This is a genomic window from Synechococcus sp. R50.1, assembly GCF_047462115.1.
Taxonomy (GTDB): Bacteria; Cyanobacteriota; Cyanobacteriia; order Thermostichales; family Thermostichaceae; genus Thermostichus.
Map to the genome: position 1 here is coordinate 25,082 of NZ_JANSIN010000001.1, position 17,525 is coordinate 42,606.

Consider the following 17,525-nt stretch of genomic DNA (forward strand, 5'->3'; position numbering starts at 1 on the left):
GGTGCCCCGTCGGGAACCGCACCGTCCACAAGACGAGAGCGGCATCGACTCCCTTCGGTAGCCGGGCAGGAGTGGTGTATTGAGGTGAAGCCATGATCCAGGGCTCCCAGAGGCAGCCATCCAACTGCAAACTCAAACCCTTAATCTGCTGGGCGCTGCCCCTGATCTTGTCGGTCGTTTTTTTGGGAGGCTGTGCTGGCGACCCAGTTTCCACGGTGCCTCTGGACGGCACGGCTGCCGGCACCCGCACGGCCACTCCTGAGGGCCGAACCTTCTCCGATATCTCGCCCGGTCGGGAGCCCCGTCTGAAACACCTTTGGGCCAGTTTTGTCATCAGCCCCCAGCAATTGCAATCTGCCCGCGAGGCTCCCGTTTCGCTCCATCCGCAGGCCATTCTCCCCTGCACCGACTGCGAAAGCCTGCCGGGATCCCCGCCCCCCACTGCTTCCCCCGCTCCAGGCACCTACCGATCTGACCAGCTCACCTTCTCCTTTCGGGTTGAGCCCAACGAGACGTCCACCCGCCTCAGGGGTAGCTTTCACCTGGATACCACCACGCCTCTGATCCACCCCGGCGCAGGGGTGCGCTTGGTAATCCAACGGGCTTTCTGGGGGGAAGACCCGCTGGAACCGCTGCCACCTCCCCAGGACTTTCACCCTCAGCAGATCATCCGAGGCCAGTTCCAGGAGCGCAGTTGGATCCTCCCTTTCTCCCTGCCGCATCCCCCTGCCGGTGAGGTCTTGCCGCCGCTGCGGCTGGAGGTTGTTCTCACCTCGCCAATCCCACCCGATTCCGCCCCCTTTCTGCGGGGTAGGCCGCTGCCGCCACCTCCGGGTCGGCTGTATCACGGGGTCGCTTGGCCGGGCATTCCCACTTGGGATCAACTCCTCGCCTATCGCCAGGCCATCGGTCAACCCCCCGCCTGGGCAGCCGTGGATCACCTCTGGGATCCCCGCCAGGACTTTCCACAGCAGTTGGCCAGTCGCCTGCGGGAAAGCGGCTCAGTCCCCTACCTGCGCCTGCGGCTGGATCCGGCCCAACTTTCCGCCTTGGCCAATGGGGATCACGATGAGACCTTGCGCTCTTGGGCCCGCGGGATCCAGCGCTTTGCCACCCCCATCATCCTGGCCGTCGTTGTTGGCGACGGGGATCCCGAACGCGCTCGCGGTAGCGGTGGGGAGCCCTTTGGTGGGACGGAGTCCTCGCTGCAACAACGGGCTTACCAACACCTGATGCAAACCCTGCGCTCTGTTCGCGTTAGCGGGACGGAGTCCCCGGCCAATTTGCTCTGGGTGGTGGAGCTGGACGGAGAAGATGCCAAGGCCGTGTCCACCTGGGCTCGGTTCCCTGAGATGGACTGGCTGAGCCTACAGGTAACGGGGGATCCCGCCGCTTTTGAACCGCTGTACCGCCGCCTTGAGGCCCTCAACCCGGAAGTGCCTGTGGTGATCCGCGGGCCAGCCCTGGGCTCGGAAGCCTCTCAACCGCTGCTGGAAGGTCTGGAGGCGCAGCGCTGGCCTCAGGTGATCGGCTGGAGCTGGACTTTAAGCCCGGACGGGATCCCTCCTGCAGCCGCACAAGATTGGCGGCAGCATCTGCAACAGGGGGATCCCCAGATATGGCTGGGGGAAATGCGGGTGCAGCCCCCGCCCAGCCCCCTTCCCTCGCCCAAGCCTTGAGAAAGGACGACCTGTCTGGAAAAACCTCCCGGAAAAGTCGATAATAAGCCAGCCGTTTTACCTTTCCTTCAGGAATTGTGGCCCTGATCCCCTCATCACCTCCCCTGTCCCGCTTCGCCCAGGCCATCCAGCGGGGGGAATTTCTGCTCACCGCCGAGATCACCCCCCCCAAGGGATCCGACACCAGCACCCTGCTGTCTTTGGCCCAGCAGCTCAAGGGGCGGGTGCATGCCATCAACATCACGGACTCCAACCGAGCCATGGCCCGCATGAGCCCGTTGGCAGCTTCGCTGCTGTTGCATCAGGCAGGCGTTGAACCGATCCTGCAGTTGGCCTGTCGGGATCGCAACCGCCTGGCCCTCCAGGGGGATCTGTTGGGGGCCTCAGCTCTCGGCCTGCGCAATGTGTTGGCCCTCACCGGGGATCCCATCCACATCGGCGATTGCCCCGATGCCCGCCCCGTATTCGATCTGGAGTCGGTGCGCTTGCTGCAGCTTATCCAACGGCTGAACAATGGCCTCGATTGCAACGGCAAACCTCTCCCGGATGGGGGCACGCATCTGTTGGCAGGGGCAGCAGTAGAACCCCAATCGGGCAGCTTTTCCGGCCTGGAGCGGCGCTTCCACCGCAAGCTGGAAAACGGAGCCCAATTTTTCCAAAGCCAGATGGTCACCGACTTCGAGCAGCTGGAGCGCTTCATGGATAAGTTGGGCCGTCCCGCCGGCAAGCCCATCCTGGCTGGCATCTTTTTGCTCAAGTCGGCCAAAAATGCCGAGTTTATCAACCGCAACCTGCCAGGAGTGCAGATCCCAGACGGGATTATCCAGCGGCTGGCCAACGCCGCCCACCCCCTCGAAGAAGGGATCCGCATTGCCGCCGAACAGGTGCGTCAGGCCCGCCAGATCTGCCATGGGGTGCATCTGATGGCCGTCAAAGCCGAGCACCTCATCCCCCGCATTCTGGATGAGGCCGGGATCCCTCCCCTGACCCACTAGCTCAAGACCTGCTCCAGCCCGTAGACCAAACCTTGAAGCTGCAGCACCTTGCGGATCCCCAGGATCACCCCCGGCATAAAAGCTATCCGATCGGTGGTGTCGTGTCTCAAGGTGAGGGTTTGCCCCATCCCACCAAAAATGACCTCCTGATGGGCGATCAACCCCGGCAGACGAACGCTGTGAATGGGAATGTTGGGGCCAGAGAGCCCTCCCCGCGCACCGGGGATCAGCTCTTTTTCTTCCACTGAGGACTCCGTCCCGCTGTCGCGAACGGGCGGGTTAAAGGTTTTGCCCAATTGTCCCAGCCGTTGTGCCGTCTGTAGAGCCGTGCCGCTGGGGGCATCCGCTTTGCGGTTGTGGTGCAGCTCGATGATCTCAACGTGGTCAAAATACTGCGCCGCCTGCAGGGCCATCTGCTGCAGCAAAATCATGCCGATGGCGAAATTGGGCGCGATCAAACAGCCCACACCGGACTTATCCGCCAGATCCCGCAGCCGCTCCACCTGCTCCGGCGTCAGGCCCGTCGTCCCCACCACCGGGCGTACGCCAAAGGCAATGGCCGAGCGAACATGTTCAAATGCCGACCGAGGATGGGTAAAATCCACCATCACGCCGCGGTTGCTCCGCTGCGACAACCTCAGCAACTGCCCCGGCAGGTCGTCGGTAATCTCCACCCCCAGGGATCCCAGGCCCAGCACCTCGCCAATATCCGAGCCCAGTTGAGAGCGGGCCACCGCCCCCACCAACCTCATGTCGGGCGTCTGGGCAACGGCCCGCACCACCTCTCGCCCCATTTTGCCCAAGGCCCCCACCACCAAAACCGGAATGGGGGATTGGGCCGCTCCTGGAGTTGCCAACCCCTGAGAGGGGTCTGCACCACTATCGCGATCGACTGGATCAACCGATGTTGTCACCCGCTGCTGCCCTCATCCAAGCTCTACGAAATGACTGCGAAAGCGGGGGATCCCTGCAGATCCATCACAGCTTCACCTCGATATCTACCCCTGCCGGCAGATCCAGCTTCATGAGAGCATCGATGGTTTTGGAAGAGGGGGAATAGATGTCGATAATGCGCCGGTGGGTGCGGGTTTCAAAATGTTCCCGCGAGTCCTTGTCGATGTGGGGGGAGCGCAGCACACAGTAGATGCGGCGCCGAGTAGGCAAAGGAATCGGGCCAACCGGCACGGCGTCGGTACGACGAGCCGTATCCACGATTTTGTCGCAGGAAGTATCCAGCAGCCGATGATCGTAAGCCTTCAGGCGGATACGAATTTTCTGTTGAGTCAAGGTAGGCATGGCCGGAGAGCAATCCAGAAAAAGGGGGACTCAAAAAAGCTGGCAGGGAAAGTGCTCCGCGCCACTATCGCAACTGAGTTGGTCTGGGGCCGTCGGCACTCAATCCCTGCCAGGAAAAAGCAGCTTACTTCAGGATCTTGGAGACAACACCCGCTCCGACGGTACGGCCACCCTCGCGGATAGCAAAGCGCATCCCCTGCTCAATGGCGATGGGCTGGATCAGCTCCACCGTCATCTTAACGCGGTCACCAGGCATCACCATCTCTGGCTGGGATCCGTCATCAGCCGTGAAGGAAGAGATGGTGCCGGTTACATCGGTGGTGCGCACATAGAACTGAGGACGATAGCCGGCAAAGAAGGGCGTGTGGCGACCTCCCTCCTCTTTCTTGAGGACATACACCTCAGACTCGAAGTTGGTGTGGGGAGTAATGGTCTTGGGCTTGGCCAGCACCATGCCGCGCTCCACTTCGTTCTTCTGAATGCCCCGCAACAGCACACCAACGTTGTCGCCGGCGATCCCCTCATCGAGGGTTTTTTGGAACATTTCCAGGCCAGTAACGGTGGTAGAGCGAGTTTCCCGCAGGCCCACCAATTCCACCGTTTCGCCCACTTTGATGCGGCCCCGCTCGATCCGGCCCGTGGCCACCGTGCCCCGACCGGTAATCGAGAAGACATCCTCCACAGCCATCAGGAAGGGCTTGTCCACATCCCGCTCCGGCGTGGGAATGTAGGAGTCCACCGCATCCATCAGCTCATAAATTTTGTCCACCCAAGGATCTTCGCCCCGCTGGGTTTTGGGGTTGGCGGTCATTCTTTCTAGGGCTTTCAGCGCCGATCCTCTGATGATGGGAACGTCGTCGCCGGGGAAGTCGTATTTGGAGAGAAGCTCCCGCACTTCCAGCTCCACCAACTCCAGCAGCTCTGGATCGTCCACCATGTCTGCCTTGTTCAGAAAGACCACCAAGCTGGGCACCCCTACCTGACGGGCCAACAGGATGTGCTCCCGTGTTTGGGGCATGGGACCATCAGCTGCAGACACCACCAAGATGGCCCCATCCATCTGAGCCGCGCCTGTGATCATGTTCTTCACGTAGTCGGCGTGGCCGGGACAATCCACGTGGGCGTAGTGACGGTTGGCAGTCTGATACTCGACGTGGGCGGTGTTGATGGTAATGCCGCGAGCTTTTTCCTCTGGCGCTGCGTCGATCTCATCGTACCTTTTGGCTGTGGCCTGACCCAAAGCAGCCAAGGTGGTGGTGATGGCAGCCGTCAGGGTGGTCTTGCCGTGGTCAACATGGCCGATGGTGCCAACGTTGACATGGGGTTTGGTGCGTTCAAACTTAGCGCGTGCCATGAATCATCACTTCCTTTTTGGTTTCAGTCAGCTACTCATTTCCTTTGTTTTTGGCAATGATGGCTTCGGCGATACTGCGAGGAACTTCCTCGTAGTGGCTGAACTCCATCGTGAAGGTGCCTCGACCCTGGGTCTTGGAGCGAATGTCGGTGGCATAGCCAAACATCTCCGCCAAGGGAACTTTGGCATTGACTTTGGTAATGCCGCCTTCTGTATTCATCCCCTCCATCTGGCCGCGGCGGGCGTTGATGTCCCCGATGACATCCCCCACAAAGGCTTCAGGGACTTCCACCTCGACCTTCATCATCGGCTCCAGCAGGGTAGGGCTTGCCCTGCGAGCAGCCTCCTTCAGAGCCATCGAACCGGCGATCTTGAAGGCCATTTCGCTGGAGTCCACCTCGTGGTAGGAGCCATCCACCAGGGTGGCGCGGATGTCAATCAGGGGATAGCCCGCCAGCACACCGGATTCGCAGGCTTCTCGGATCCCTTGCTCGGCTGGCCCAATGTATTCTTTGGGCACAACGCCACCCACAATCTTGGAAACGAACTCAAATCCTGTACCCGGCTCCGCCGGCTCTAGGTCGATCACCACATGGCCGTACTGGCCGCGGCCACCACTCTGGCGAACAAACTTGCCTTCCACGCGGCTAACCGGCTTGCGAATGGTTTCGCGGTAGGCCACCTGTGGGTTACCAACATTGGCTTCTACGTTGAACTCCCGCAGCATCCGATCCACCAAGATCTCCAGGTGCAGCTCGCCCATCCCAGAAATGATGGTTTGATTGGTCTCGGGATCCACAGACACGCGGAAGGTGGGATCCTCCTTGGCCAGGGCCTGCAGGGCCTTGGAGAGCTTATCGATATCGGCTTTGGTTTTGGGTTCTACCGCTACTGAGATCACCGGCTCTGGGATAAACAGAGACTCCAGGATCACCGGCGCATTTTCGTCGCAGAGGGTGTCTCCGGTGGTGGTGTCCTTGAGGCCCACCACAGCTCCCAGATCTCCTGCCCGCAGCTCATCCACGTCCAAGCGTTCATCGGCCTTCAGCACCACCAACCGCGAAATTCGCTCCTTCTTGTTCTTGGTGGAGTTGAGCACATAAGTACCTTTGGTCAACACCCCCGAGTAGACGCGAATGAAGGTGAGATCCCCGTACTTATCACTCATCAACTTGAAGGCCAGGGCGGAGAAGGGCTCATCGTCGCTGGCACGGCGGGACACTTCTGAGCCATCTGGCAGCACCCCCTTGATGGCCGGAATATCCACAGGCGAGGGCAGGTAATCCACCACCGCATCCAGCAGCATCTGGACTCCCTTGTTCTTGAAGGCAGAGCCACACAGCATGGGCACAATTTGGCCGCTGATCGTGCCTTTGCGCAGACCCGCCATCAAGTCGGCTTCGCTCAGATCTTCTTCGGCAAAGTACTTCTCCATCAGAGCTTCGTCCGTCTCGGCCACTGCTTCCACCAGCTTGGCCCGATACTCTGCCACGAGATCTTTCATCTCCTCAGGGATGGGGGCCGGACGAATGTCTTTGCCGATCTCATCCATATAAATGCGGGCTTGCATCCGCACCAAGTCAACAATGCCGCAAAACCCGTCTTCGGCACCGATGGGCAGTTGGATGGGCACAGCATTGGCCTTGAGGCGCTCCCGGATCTGGTTGTAAACCTTGAGGAAATTGGCCCCCATGCGATCCATTTTGTTGACGAAGGCAATGCGGGGCACATTGTAACGATTGGCTTGCCGCCAGACGGTCTCAGACTGAGGCTGCACGCCGCCCACCGAGTCAAAGACGGCGATCACCCCATCCAGCACCCGCATGGAGCGCTCAACTTCAATGGTGAAATCGACGTGCCCAGGAGTATCGATGATGTTGATGGTGTACTCCGGTGCGCCGGAGAGGGGCTGGGAAGGATTTGCGGGATCCCGCTTGGTCCAACGGGTGGTGATGGCCGCAGCGGTGATGGTGATGCCCCGCTCCCGCTCCTGGGCCATCCAATCGGTGACCGCAGTTCCGTCGTGAACTTCGCCAATTTTGTGCACCAGACCGGAGTAGAAGAGAATCCGCTCTGTGGTCGTGGTCTTGCCAGCATCGATGTGAGCCGCGATGCCGATGTTTCGGACTCGTTCTAGGGGAACTGTGCGTGCCACGTCAACCTCCCAATCCTCGTCGCCCTGCGACTTGGGCAAACTAAAAAATCCTTTACAATTCTAATCTTTTTTGCCGATTTTTCTCCACCTCGCTGGAACTCTGGGTGGGCAGAACAGGGATCCCAAAAGTCTCCACTGCTCCGCCAGGCTAATTCAGTAGCGGTAGTGGGCAAAGGCTTTGTTGGCCTCGGCCATGCGATGCACCTCTTCTCGCCGCCGAATGGCGCTGCCGGTTTCGTTGGCTGCATCGATCAGCTCATTGGCCAACTTGGCGGCCATGGTGCGACCTGGACGAGTGCGCGAAAAGGTCACCAACCAGCGCAGCGCTAGGGAAGTGCCCCGTTCTCCTCTCACCTCCACAGGCACCTGATAAGTGGCTCCGCCCACCCGGCGGGCTTTCACCTCCACCAGTGGGGTGGCGTTGCGAACAGCATTTTCCAGCAAGGGCAGTGGGTCTTGGCCAGTGCGCTCCCGCACAATGTCCAGAGCTTCATAGAGGATCCTGGCAGCCAGGGATGCCTTACCCCTCATCATCAACTTGCGGATCAGCATGGTAACCAGACGGCTCCCATACTTGGGATCCGGGGGCACATCACGACGAGGGGCACGGTTGCGGCGAGACATAGGAGCTGGGTTGCTTGTTCAGATGGGGATGGCAGAAAGAAAGATGACGAGTGGGATATGGAGGGTTGAGGGTGAGGGCAAAGCTATTTTTTCTTGCCAGCGGCGGCTGGAGCTTGGCCCGGCTTGGGCCGTTTCGCCCCGTATTTGGAGCGGCCTTGCTTGCGGTCTTTGACCCCAGCAGCGTCGAGGGTGCCCCGGATAATGTGGTAACGCACGCCGGGCAAATCCTTAACCCGCCCACCGCGAATCATGACCACAGAGTGCTCCTGCAGGTTGTGGCCGATGCCAGGAATGTAGGCAGTGACCTCAAAGCCGGAAGTGAGGCGAACGCGAGCCACTTTTCGCAGCGCTGAGTTGGGCTTTTTGGGCGTTGTCGTGTACACTCGGGTGCAAACCCCCCGCCGCTGTGGACAAGCCTTCAGGGCAGGAGACTTGGTCTTGCGAGCGGCAACGCTGCGCTCCTCACGGATCAGTTGCTGAATGGTGGGCATGGGCTGGCAGAGAAGGTCACGGCTTAAATTTTAAATTATCCGGTTGAATTATCCGGCGATATTGAATCCTAGCAAGGCGGGATCCCAGCGTCAACTTGGGGATGGACTGCTGGGCTGTTAGCCTGGCCGAGTCTGAATTTCGGCCTCGTTCCCCCCTTGCCTCAGCTTTTTAGGAGACTCTGCACACCAGAAAGGATCCCTAGCAGACGATGGGCTGGTTAGATTGGTGGATTGTGCCTCCATGTCCGCTTTGCCGGCGCCCTGCCAAGGCCGTGTTCTGTCAAGACTGTCAAAGGCGGTTGCAGGCGGAGCGCCTTGCCACTTGGCCAGTCACCACCTCGCCTTGGCCACTTTACGCCTGGGGGATCCACCGGGGGGCGCTGCGCAGGGCCATCTACTGCCTGAAGTACGAAGGACAACGGCGCATTGGCTCGGTTTTGGGAGAATGGCTGGGATCCCGCTGGGTGGAAAGCCGACAGCCGTCTTCAGGCTCCCGTAGGGCCTATGGCTTGGACTATACGGTGGTGCCCATCCCGCTTCATGCGGAGCGCCTGCGGCAACGGGGCTACAACCAAGCCGCCTTGATCAGCCAAGCCTTTTGCCAGCGGACAGGTCTGAGACATTGGCCTGAGGCTCTGGTGCGGGTGCGGGCCACAGCGGCTCAACATGAGCTCAACCCGCTGCAACGACAGCACAACTTGGCCGGGGCCTTTGCCCTGAAACAAGTTCCGGCCACACCGGTTCTTCTGGTGGACGACATCTACACCACCGGCTCTACTGTGCAAGCCGCCCAGCAGGTATTGGCCGCTGCCGGGATCCGTGTAGCCGGGGTAATCGTTGCCGCTCAAACCCCAAAAGCCGCCTCTCCAGACTGGCCCGGCCCTCCAGACCCTATCCCGCCTCCACCAAATTAAAGGCCGTAACAAACATAAAGTCACAAAACTCGCGCACCAAGTTCGGATCCCGCCAGCCCTTGCGGGTTTCCTCCCGCAGCACTCCTATGGCCTGTTCGGCAGTCAAGGCGGGTTTGTAGGGGCGAGGAGAGGTCAGAGCGTCGAAAATGTCGATCACCTGAAAGACGCGGGCCAACAGGGGAATCTCTTCGCCTGCCAGCCCATCCGGGTAGCCGCTGCCATCCCAACGCTCGTGGTGGTGGCGGATGATCGGCAGCACATCCTGCATGGTGCGCAAGCCCCGACAAATGTCTTCGCCAATCAAGACGTGGGACTTCATGATCTCCCATTCTTCCGGGGTATGCTTGCCCTGCTTGCACAAAATCGCATCCGGGATCCCGACTTTGCCGATGTCGTGCAGGTAGCCGCCCCAGCGCAGGGCCTTGATCTGTTGACGAGACAGCCCCAAGTAACGGCCAAACTGTTCCCCCATGGCCACCAAGCGTTCGCAATGGTCACCCGTGGTGGGATCCCGGCTCTCCACAGCGCGGGCAATGGCAAACAACACCCTGGCAGCGTGATCCAGGTCTTCGTTCAAGCGCTTTTGGTGGATGGATGAGCGTACCCGCGCCAGCAGCTCCACGTGATCGAAGGGCTTGGTCAAAATGTCGTCGGCCCCCACCTGCATCCCCATCAGGCGATTGGAGCGGTCGGTCAGGGCAGTGATCAGCACAACGGGGATCAGGCGGGTCAGCTCATTGGCCTTCAGTTGCCGGCAGACATCGAACCCGCTCATGTTCGGCATCAGCACATCCAACAGCACCAAGTCTGGCCGAAGCCGCTCCACAGCCTCCAAAGCCTCTTCGCCGTTGGTGGCCTCGCTCACGCGGAAGTGGGCCGACCGCAACAGCTCACCGATGTAGAGGCGGCTGCTGGCCTGATCGTCCACCACCAAAACATGATCCGCCTCCGCCAGCTTCGGGTTTAGACGGGGAAAGGGGGTGTGAGTCAGGCGGGAGTTCATGGCGGCCAAAATCTAGTCTTGCATCGAGTACGAGCTTTCCCCCTCAGCCGGATTCGGCGCAACCCCACAGGGGATCCCAGTCCAGACCCCTGGCGGTAGGATGTCAACGAACTCGAATGACATCCCTTCGCCTTCACATCTGGACACACTTTATACTCAGACTTTTAAGTCTGTACTCCGCAACTTTGCTGAACCTACTGCGCTCTTTGTAAGGCTGCCTGATGGGGATCCACATTGAGAAACACGGTGGCATCTCCCTCGACGCGGATGATGCGCAAAGGGGGCAGCGAGCCCGTCGGGTTTTGGATGCGCTCTTGCAGCTTCTCGTAGAACAGCAGATCCGCCAGTTGCGCGTTCTGCGCTGCCGCTTGTCCTTTCAGCTCGATGGCCCGCTGGTTGGCCGCCGCCAGGATTAACAGTCGCTCCGTCTCTTTTTCCTGGATCTGCGCCCGTACTGCCGCCGTCTGTGCTGTAATCGAGGCTACCTGTTTGCGTTCAATGGAATCTCGCAGGGCTTGTGGAAAGTCAGGGTTGCCCAGAAACAGGCCCTCCACCTGCACCAAAGGCAAGGTTTGGCCGTCGCGGTTGACGGTGGGCATCTCTTGGCGGATCAAGTCCAGAGCCCGTTGTTCAATGGCGGCCCGCTGGCTTTTCCGGTAGAAGTTTTCCGAATCGAAAGAGGCGGAGATATCCCGAATTTTGGAGCGCACCACCGGCACCACCACCGTGGAAAGATAGTTCTCGCCGATGCTGGCGTGCAGCTCGTCCAAAGTGGCGAGGTTGGGCTTGAGGGCAATGGCCACATCGATGGCAAAGGCTTGTCCATCGGCGGTGTTCACGGTGATGGCGTTGCTGATGGCATTGGCCGAGGCGGGGTCGTTGGTAAACTCCCAAACGCGGGTGAGCACGGTGTAGGTGATCGGCGTTTCGATCCCTGGGATCCGGAAGATGGCCCCTGGCAGTTCCACCCGCCCCTTCTGCAACCCGGAAAAGGTATTGAAAACTACAGTGGCATGTCCGGGCAAAGTGACGTACAGGCAAGCGCGGAGCACTCCCAGGGCCGCCAAGACGGCGATCCCTCCTACGGTTAACCAACCCACTCTGCTTTGGGGTGCTTCTCCTGTTGGATACATGGCGGCTGCTCCCGTTCGAGGGTCGGTGAGAAGAGCTGAAGAAGCTGGGGCTGAGCCAAAAGGATTGATTTCCTAATTGAGTTATCTATTTGGTGATCAAAGTTTCCAGGCGGGATCCCAGTACTGTGGCTTTCACCACCTCTAGGTACTGCGGATTTTGGGTGAGGGCCTGTGCTTTGGCTCTCAATTGACCGGCTTCTGCCTCCGCTTGAGAAATGATGGCGCGGGCATCTTGGCGGGCCTGCTCGATCTCAAATTGCTTTTGCGCCAGTTGATTTTCGGCAATGGTCTTTGCCTCAATGGCCGCTACAAAATCAGGATCGAAATCCACATCCCGCAGCAGAAAATCCAAAACCTCGATGCCGTATTCCTTCAGCAGAAGAGCCACCCGTTCGCGGATTTGGCCCTGGAGCAGCGGACGCTCGGTAGAATACAGAGCCTGGGCAGAAAAGCCGCTGGTCTCATTCAGAATGACCGACCGGACGATGGGGGCGATGCGATCCAGGTAATTTTCCCCCAGTTGCGTATAGACCTTGGGGGCGTCCACAATGCGAAACTGCAGGGTCGCCTCAGCCGCAATCTGCTGCCCATCCTGAGAAAGGGCCACCAGCCGCGGCGCGTAGGCAGTCGGGTCGTTGTCCTTCCAGGTCAGAGCTTGGGTTTTTACATCAAAAATCACCGTGCGAGAGACAAAAGGCGGCACCCAATGGAGACCAGGCTGCAAAGCCATCGGGCTCACCCCCCCTCCCCAGGTGAACACCACCATATTTTCTCCGTTGCCCACCAGTCGCAGCGGCCTGCCCATCGCCACTAGGATCAATACGGCTCCGGCAAGGGTGGCCTTGGGCAACCAGCGACCAACTCGCCTTTCCCAACCTTCTGCTCGCATCTCCCCATCTCCTGCGCATGCAGCCATTCTCGCGGCTGTGGGGAAATGAGGCTGAGAAATCGCCGCTATCTTTTAAGTTTTCTCCAGGGATCCCGCGAGAGATCCCGCGCTTGCTCGCCCACTGTTCTCAACGATGTCGAGAACTCTACAAAGTTTACAAAAGATTACTTCATACTTTGCAAAGACCCGTGACGGACAAGCGAAAAGGGAAGAAGATTAAAACATAATAAAGATTTGGGTTGCCGTTCATGCTACCTACTGTCGACTACGAGCGGCGAGACATCCAGGTGCCACCCTCGTGCATTCCCGCTGCCGCCCAGGCCTTGATCCGGCAGGGGGTATCCATCTGCTGGCGGGAAGAGAGCCTGTCTGCCCTAATTCGTCTCGGATCCAAAGGCGCCGCCGACCGGGCCGCCATTTTGCTGGTGGAAATGAGCCTCATGGGCCAACCGGAAGAGCTAAAAAACTGGCTGGAGATGTGCTGGCAACTGCCCGCTTGTTTCAGGGAACCGCTGCAGGTGTAGGGGTATAAGAATCCCTGTTGCGGGCGAAGATGGGGTTGGTCTTTGTCTCCATCCGGTTGTGCGCTCTCGGGAACTTTTGCAGTATTATCGTCGCTTGCGTCACCAGACCCTGACGGTTGTGGACGTGGAAACCACGGGATCCTGTGTGCCTGGGCAACGGGTCATCGAAATTTCACTGCTCAAGGCCAGTCTAGAGCAAGGTATTCTCGACCACAGGGCTTGGTTGTTGGATCCCGGCATTCCCATCCCCCCCTCAATTGTGCGATTGACAGGCATTACGCCCGAGATGGTGGCCCAGGGATCTGACCCGGCGGTAATTTGGCCAGAAATTCAAGCCGATCTGGAGTCAGGAACGCTGACGGCCCACAATCTCGCCTTCGACTACGGCTTTTTGCAAATGGAATACGGGCGGCTAGGGATCCCATTTGTCCGACCGAAACCAGATCAGTTCTGCACCCTACAGTTGGCACGGCTGTTATTGCCGGATTTGCCCTCCCGCAGTTTGCCCGCTTTGGTGGAACATTTTCAGTTGCAGTTGGGTGGGCCGCTGGTGGCGGGGGGAAAATACTCCCACCGAGCCGCAGCCGATGCCTTGGCCTGTTGGCTGCTGGCAGAGCGGCTATTGCAGCAGGTGTATTGTGAACCGGAAGAACAAATATTGGCCCGTTTTGGGCGGCAGTGGATCCCAGTTAGCGAAGCAGCACAAATCTTGGGCTGTTCTACTCGCGAAGCCCGTGCACAGATGGAAACTGCGGGGCTAATGGCACGCGCTAGCCGCAGCGGAGCCTATCTGTATCGCCGTGACGAGGTGGAAGCCTTGGCGGAAAGAAGTGTTGCGGCTGAGGCAGCGGATTGAGGGCTAATGGTCTGGCGACGATCCTACGAATGGGGCCCTCCAAACCCACACCTTGGCCACACAATTTGGTATAATCCTATACTAACTATGAACCCGAACTTTGGGCTACATCTGCCAAGGAAGAGTTTAGCTGACGAAGCCAGGAGCCAGAGTTGAGGTCAGATCAGGCAAGCTCTCCAGGATTCCGTATTCCATCATGAGTTCCGCTGCTTTCTTCCAAACAGTGGGATCGATTTCGCCCAACCGGCCCCCTGCAGTGACATAGGGATCGAGAAGCTCAAGAGTACGGGTTTGATAGGCAACATCCTTGTAGGGGGATCCCTCAGGGACAAACCTTTCTACGATCATGGCTGCCGTCTTGGGTTTATCGGCTAGAGCCCGTTTCCAACCCTCGAAAGTTGCTGCCATAGCGGCACGAACAAGCTCAGGTTTATCGGCCAGCGTCGCCTCCGAGGCTACGATGGTCTGTGCTGTCGAGAGGAGGCCGTGATCCGAAAGTTTGAGAACCTTTGGTTCAACGCCGAACTGCTTCGCAACCCCAATGGGCTCGTCGATCACGTAGCACTGTACAGCGGCAAACTCACCCGATAGAACACGTTCGTACTTGTTGCTGTAGGGGATCTCCACCACCTCGATATCTTCGATGCCGTTCACCCCCTTGACCAGCGCCATGATCTTCAGCCCATCCAGATGTACACCAACTCGCTTGCCTCGCAGATCGGCCAGGCTAGAAAGTGACTGGTTCGGGGTGGTCATCAGGCCATAGGGTGAGGCCTTAAACATTGTCGCAATCGCCTTGACAGAGGCACCATCAGCCTGAGCCGCAAGAATGAGATTCTGTTCGGCACAGGCAAAGTCAGCCTTGCCCATAGCTACCTCGGCAACCACATTAACCCCATCCGACCAGGGCCGAGGCTCAAGTGCGATACCCTTCTCTGCGTACAAACCGGCATCGATCCCCACAAACACGCCCGCGAACTGGGCGTTAAACTTCCAATCAAACTGAAAGGACATGGAGGTTGCCGCCTCTACGCGACGAACCTGCTGCACCGGCAGAGCAAGCGCGGCAGAACAAGCTGCTCCGTATTTCAAGAGATCGCGACGTTTCATCATTCTGGGCTTCTGGATGGATTGAGAAAAGAACAATTGATTGTTGCTTTCTGCAACCCATCGAGTCTGTATTTCAGGCTACAGCACGGCTCAGTCCAATTGCGCCTTCAGGGTTTGCACCCCCCGTCGCGACCAGCTCACCGCTCCAGCTCGATCGGCTACGTAGAGGGGCCGTTGTTTTTGCCGAAACCAGGCAGTCACTGCTTCGCTGACAGGGCCAGAGCTGATGCCCGCCTGCACTTGAAAGCGCTCCAACAGATCCAGGATCAGGGATCCTCCGTCCCACCACAGCCAGTCGATCTGGGCCGGCATCAGTGGGGATCTGGTTAGCTCGGCTTGCACATGGGTGCCGGCAGAGCCCAGCAGCAGCCAATGGGATCCCTCAGCCTCCAGTGTCAACACCAGGGGATTGGTGTAGACAGCTTGCAGCCGCAGCCGCTCCGAGAAAGGCATCCGATCGCCTGGCTGCAGCACCTGATAGGGGATCTGGGCAGCTTGCACAGCACTGAGGGAGCGCAGGTAACTTTCGGAAGCCGCATTGGCCCCTCCCCCATCCCAAAATTGCCCAATCGCGCTGGCGGGACGTACTCCTTTGGAGAAAGCCGACAGCAGGATCTCCCAGCCGCCATTGGCAGAGCCGGCGGAGGTCATGGCCACCGCTCCATCCAGACGGCGCAGGCCCCGCTGCCGCAAAAAGGGCAACACCGTGCGTTCTGCCAGGCGGGGATCCCCGCTGTTGAGCAAGAGGTGGCGCCCTTCCGCTTGAATGGCCAGGATGGGGATTCGCCCACTGGCCAAGGCGGTGATCTGAACGGCTGGCCCCGGCCACAACCCCGGCCCCAACAGGATCCCGACCAGGATCAAGGCAGTGCCCTGCCAGCGGAAAGCCCGTTGCCACCGTGGCCAAAAGGTCACGGCCACCAGCGCGCCGTAGAGGAGCAAGCACTGGAGCAGAGAAACTCCGCCGGTGTAGTAGGAGCTGAAGGGCCAACCGGCTATCCAGCTCACCCAGTTGATCAAAGGCGTGAGAAGCAGCCCTAGGGGCCTTGCCAGCAGGAATCCCAGCCCTGGAGAGAGTAAAGCCACAAAGGCCACCCCGAACCCCGCCACCAGCAGCGGCAGCAACAGGATCATCAGCAGGGGATTGGCCAGCAGTGAATAGGTGGGGATGCGGCCAAAGATGGCCACTTGCAGCGGCAAGGTCCAGATTTGGGCGGCCAGAGGAACGGCCAAGGCGGTGGCCACTGCCGGGGGCAAAAAGTCCAAGCGGGAAACGATGGGAGCTGTCCCCACCAGCAGGCCCAGGGTGGCGGCGAAGCTGAGCTGGAACCCCAAATCCGTAATCCACATGGGCTGATAGATTAGCAACACCACCGCCACCACCAGCAACGTGCCCAGCGGATTGAGCCTAACTTTTCCCTGCAGGCGCGGCTCCGTCAGCACCACCATGGCTGCTGCCCCCATCAGTGCTGCCCGCAACACCGAAGGGCTGAACCCCGTCAGGGCAATGTAAAGCCCCAGCACTGCCAGAATGATCCCCTGCTGCAGGCGCACCGCCAGCCGGCGCGTCAGGACAAACACCACCCCCACCAACAGCGACACATGAAACCCAGAAGCGGCCAGCGCATGGGCCATGCCGATTTCCCGGAAGGCATCCTGCAAGTCGAAATCCAATTGGGCGGCCCGGGATCCCAGCACCAAGGAAGCCAACAGATTTCCCTGCCGCTCTCCTAGCCCGGCGATGAACGCTTCCCGCACCCGCCGCCGCAACACCCAGCCCCCCCAGCTCTTTTCCCCGGGCTGCGGGATCACCTCGCGAGCGCTGAAGCCGGCAAAAGCCCCCTGGCGCTGCAGGTAGGCTTGAAAATCGAAGCTGCCTGGGTTCAAGGCCGGACTGGGCAGGTACAGGGATCCCGTCAGGCGCACCCGTTGGTTGGGGTGCAGTTCCCCTCCTGGTGGGGCAAAGGACTCTGTCCGAGCAGCGCGAACGGGGCTGGTGGTGACATAGAGCTTGCCGGAGACCGGACGAGCCGTGGAGTTGGCTTCCAACACCTGCTCTGCTCTCAGCCAAAATTGCAGCCGTCCGCTGCGGGTGGGACGGGGTTCCGAGAGGACGGTGCCCACCAAGTTCATCTGCTGCTGGGGGGCCAACAGACTGATATCCGTCGGGCCGGGAAAAGGCTGCCGCCAACCCAGGTAACCCCAAGCCAGACACCCCACCAGCCCCATCGCCAGCCAAGTGCGGGCCAAACGCAGTCGCCGCCGACACAGCAGGGATCCCGCCAGCCCCAACCCCAGAGGGATCCCCCATCCCCATCCGGCAGCCTGAGGCCAAGCCCGCACCAGCAGGCCCAAGATCCAGCCCAACCCCAGCAGATAGGTTCTTTCCATGTGCCGCAGACCCGTCTGCCCCCCACTGTACCGATGTGGTCAAGCGGGATCCATTGCGTTGTCTTAACCTTGCTCGCCTGCCGAAAGAATTGTATTAAAGGATACTCTTTC

General features: G+C 59.7%; 16 protein-coding genes. 5 read left to right on the plus strand and 11 right to left on the minus strand.

The genetic code is table 11. From position 1 onward, the window contains the following. Positions 1-167: 167 nt before the first annotated feature. Both NW870_RS00130 and NW870_RS00135 read left to right on the plus strand, forming a co-directional pair. On the plus strand, positions 168-1,679 hold the full coding sequence (locus tag NW870_RS00130) for a hypothetical protein (RefSeq protein ID WP_414373183.1): 1,512 nt from the start codon (positions 168-170) through the stop codon (positions 1,677-1,679). 77 nt (positions 1,680-1,756) lie between these two features. After that, positions 1,757-2,674 carry a methylenetetrahydrofolate reductase gene (locus NW870_RS00135; RefSeq protein WP_414373184.1) on the plus strand — a complete coding sequence of 306 codons (918 nt, stop codon included), beginning with the start codon at positions 1,757-1,759 and terminating at the stop codon, positions 2,672-2,674. Here NW870_RS00135 and dapB read toward each other — a convergent pair. The 6 genes from dapB to rpsL form a co-directional block, all read right to left on the minus strand. Next, positions 2,671-3,531 (minus strand): 4-hydroxy-tetrahydrodipicolinate reductase, encoded by an 861-nt coding sequence (gene dapB / locus NW870_RS00140; protein ID WP_414349924.1) that lies wholly within the window; start codon positions 3,529-3,531, stop codon positions 2,671-2,673. The genes NW870_RS00135 and dapB overlap by 4 nt on opposite strands. A gap of 121 nt (positions 3,532-3,652) precedes the next feature. Continuing rightward, positions 3,653-3,970 (minus strand): 30S ribosomal protein S10, encoded by a 318-nt coding sequence (rpsJ, locus tag NW870_RS00145; protein WP_011432557.1) that lies wholly within the window; start codon positions 3,968-3,970, stop codon positions 3,653-3,655. 124 nt (positions 3,971-4,094) lie between these two features. Continuing rightward, a complete protein-coding gene (tuf, locus tag NW870_RS00150) occupies positions 4,095-5,324 on the minus strand; it encodes an elongation factor Tu (RefSeq protein WP_011432556.1) in 1,230 nt (409 codons plus the stop codon). A gap of 31 nt (positions 5,325-5,355) precedes the next feature. Next, complete coding sequence (gene fusA / locus NW870_RS00155) at positions 5,356-7,479, minus strand: elongation factor G (RefSeq protein WP_011432555.1); 2,124 nt, start codon at positions 7,477-7,479, stop codon at positions 5,356-5,358. 153 nt (positions 7,480-7,632) lie between these two features. Continuing rightward, complete coding sequence (gene rpsG / locus NW870_RS00160) at positions 7,633-8,103, minus strand: 30S ribosomal protein S7 (RefSeq protein WP_011432554.1); 471 nt, start codon at positions 8,101-8,103, stop codon at positions 7,633-7,635. An 83-nt stretch (positions 8,104-8,186) separates the two neighbouring features. Beyond that, positions 8,187-8,594: a 30S ribosomal protein S12 gene (rpsL, locus tag NW870_RS00165; RefSeq protein ID WP_011432553.1), complete on the minus strand. Its 408-nt coding sequence runs from the start codon at positions 8,592-8,594 to the stop codon at positions 8,187-8,189. 209 nt (positions 8,595-8,803) lie between these two features. Here rpsL and NW870_RS00170 point away from each other — a divergent pair, with 209 nt between their 5' ends. Further along, a complete protein-coding gene (locus tag NW870_RS00170) occupies positions 8,804-9,508 on the plus strand; it encodes a ComF family protein (RefSeq protein WP_414373186.1) in 705 nt (234 codons plus the stop codon). On the opposite strand, the gene NW870_RS00175 is transcribed toward NW870_RS00170, so the two are convergent. The 3 genes from NW870_RS00175 to NW870_RS00185 all read right to left on the minus strand — a co-directional run bounded on the left by NW870_RS00175 (position 9,486) and on the right by NW870_RS00185 (position 12,533). Beyond that, on the minus strand, positions 9,486-10,511 hold the full coding sequence (locus tag NW870_RS00175; protein ID WP_414356403.1) for an HD-GYP domain-containing protein: 1,026 nt from the start codon (positions 10,509-10,511) through the stop codon (positions 9,486-9,488). The genes NW870_RS00170 and NW870_RS00175 overlap by 23 nt on opposite strands. A gap of 194 nt (positions 10,512-10,705) precedes the next feature. Next, positions 10,706-11,644: a prohibitin family protein gene (locus tag NW870_RS00180; protein ID WP_414356405.1), complete on the minus strand. Its 939-nt coding sequence runs from the start codon at positions 11,642-11,644 to the stop codon at positions 10,706-10,708. Between the two features lie 85 nt (positions 11,645-11,729). Then, the gene (locus NW870_RS00185; RefSeq protein WP_414356407.1) at positions 11,730-12,533 is read right to left on the minus strand and encodes a prohibitin family protein; all 804 of its coding nucleotides are present in this window, start codon (positions 12,531-12,533) and stop codon (positions 11,730-11,732) included. Between the two features lie 248 nt (positions 12,534-12,781). Between NW870_RS00185 and NW870_RS00190 the strand changes: the two genes are divergently transcribed. Beyond that, positions 12,782-13,057 (plus strand): hypothetical protein, encoded by a 276-nt coding sequence (locus tag NW870_RS00190; RefSeq protein WP_414357761.1) that lies wholly within the window; start codon positions 12,782-12,784, stop codon positions 13,055-13,057. 76 nt (positions 13,058-13,133) lie between these two features. Beyond that, positions 13,134-13,913, plus strand: a complete 780-nt coding sequence (locus tag NW870_RS00195) for an exonuclease domain-containing protein (protein WP_414357762.1) — start codon at positions 13,134-13,136, stop codon at positions 13,911-13,913. A gap of 126 nt (positions 13,914-14,039) precedes the next feature. Here NW870_RS00195 and NW870_RS00200 read toward each other — a convergent pair whose 3' ends face one another. Then, positions 14,040-15,026 (minus strand): ABC transporter substrate-binding protein, encoded by a 987-nt coding sequence (locus tag NW870_RS00200; RefSeq protein WP_414357763.1) that lies wholly within the window; start codon positions 15,024-15,026, stop codon positions 14,040-14,042. Positions 15,027-15,113: 87 nt separating this feature from the next. Continuing rightward, entirely contained in the window at positions 15,114-17,414 is a 2,301-nt protein-coding gene (locus tag NW870_RS00205) for a ComEC/Rec2 family competence protein (RefSeq protein WP_414373189.1), read from the minus strand. Between the last annotated feature and the right edge of the window lie 111 nt (positions 17,415-17,525).

Bases quoted from the DNA above. Each gene is read 5' to 3' on its own strand.
- rpsJ (WP_011432557.1), bottom strand. From the start codon at position 3,970: ATGCCTACCTTGACTCAACAGAAAATTCGTATCCGCCTGAAGGCTTAC.
- tuf (WP_011432556.1), bottom strand. From the start codon at position 5,324: ATGGCACGCGCTAAGTTTGAACGCACCAAACCCCATGTCAACGTTGGC.
- rpsG (WP_011432554.1), bottom strand. From the start codon at position 8,103: ATGTCTCGCCGCAACCGTGCCCCTCGTCGTGATGTGCCCCCGGATCCC.
- rpsL (WP_011432553.1), bottom strand. From the start codon at position 8,594: ATGCCCACCATTCAGCAACTGATCCGTGAGGAGCGCAGCGTTGCCGCT.
- NW870_RS00170 (WP_414373186.1), top strand. From the start codon at position 8,804: ATGGGCTGGTTAGATTGGTGGATTGTGCCTCCATGTCCGCTTTGCCGG.
- NW870_RS00175 (WP_414356403.1), bottom strand. From the start codon at position 10,511: ATGAACTCCCGCCTGACTCACACCCCCTTTCCCCGTCTAAACCCGAAG.
- NW870_RS00180 (WP_414356405.1), bottom strand. From the start codon at position 11,644: ATGTATCCAACAGGAGAAGCACCCCAAAGCAGAGTGGGTTGGTTAACC.
- NW870_RS00185 (WP_414356407.1), bottom strand. From the start codon at position 12,533: ATGCGAGCAGAAGGTTGGGAAAGGCGAGTTGGTCGCTGGTTGCCCAAG.
- NW870_RS00190 (WP_414357761.1), top strand. From the start codon at position 12,782: ATGCTACCTACTGTCGACTACGAGCGGCGAGACATCCAGGTGCCACCC.
- NW870_RS00200 (WP_414357763.1), bottom strand. From the start codon at position 15,026: ATGATGAAACGTCGCGATCTCTTGAAATACGGAGCAGCTTGTTCTGCC.
- NW870_RS00205 (WP_414373189.1), bottom strand. From the start codon at position 17,414: ATGGAAAGAACCTATCTGCTGGGGTTGGGCTGGATCTTGGGCCTGCTG.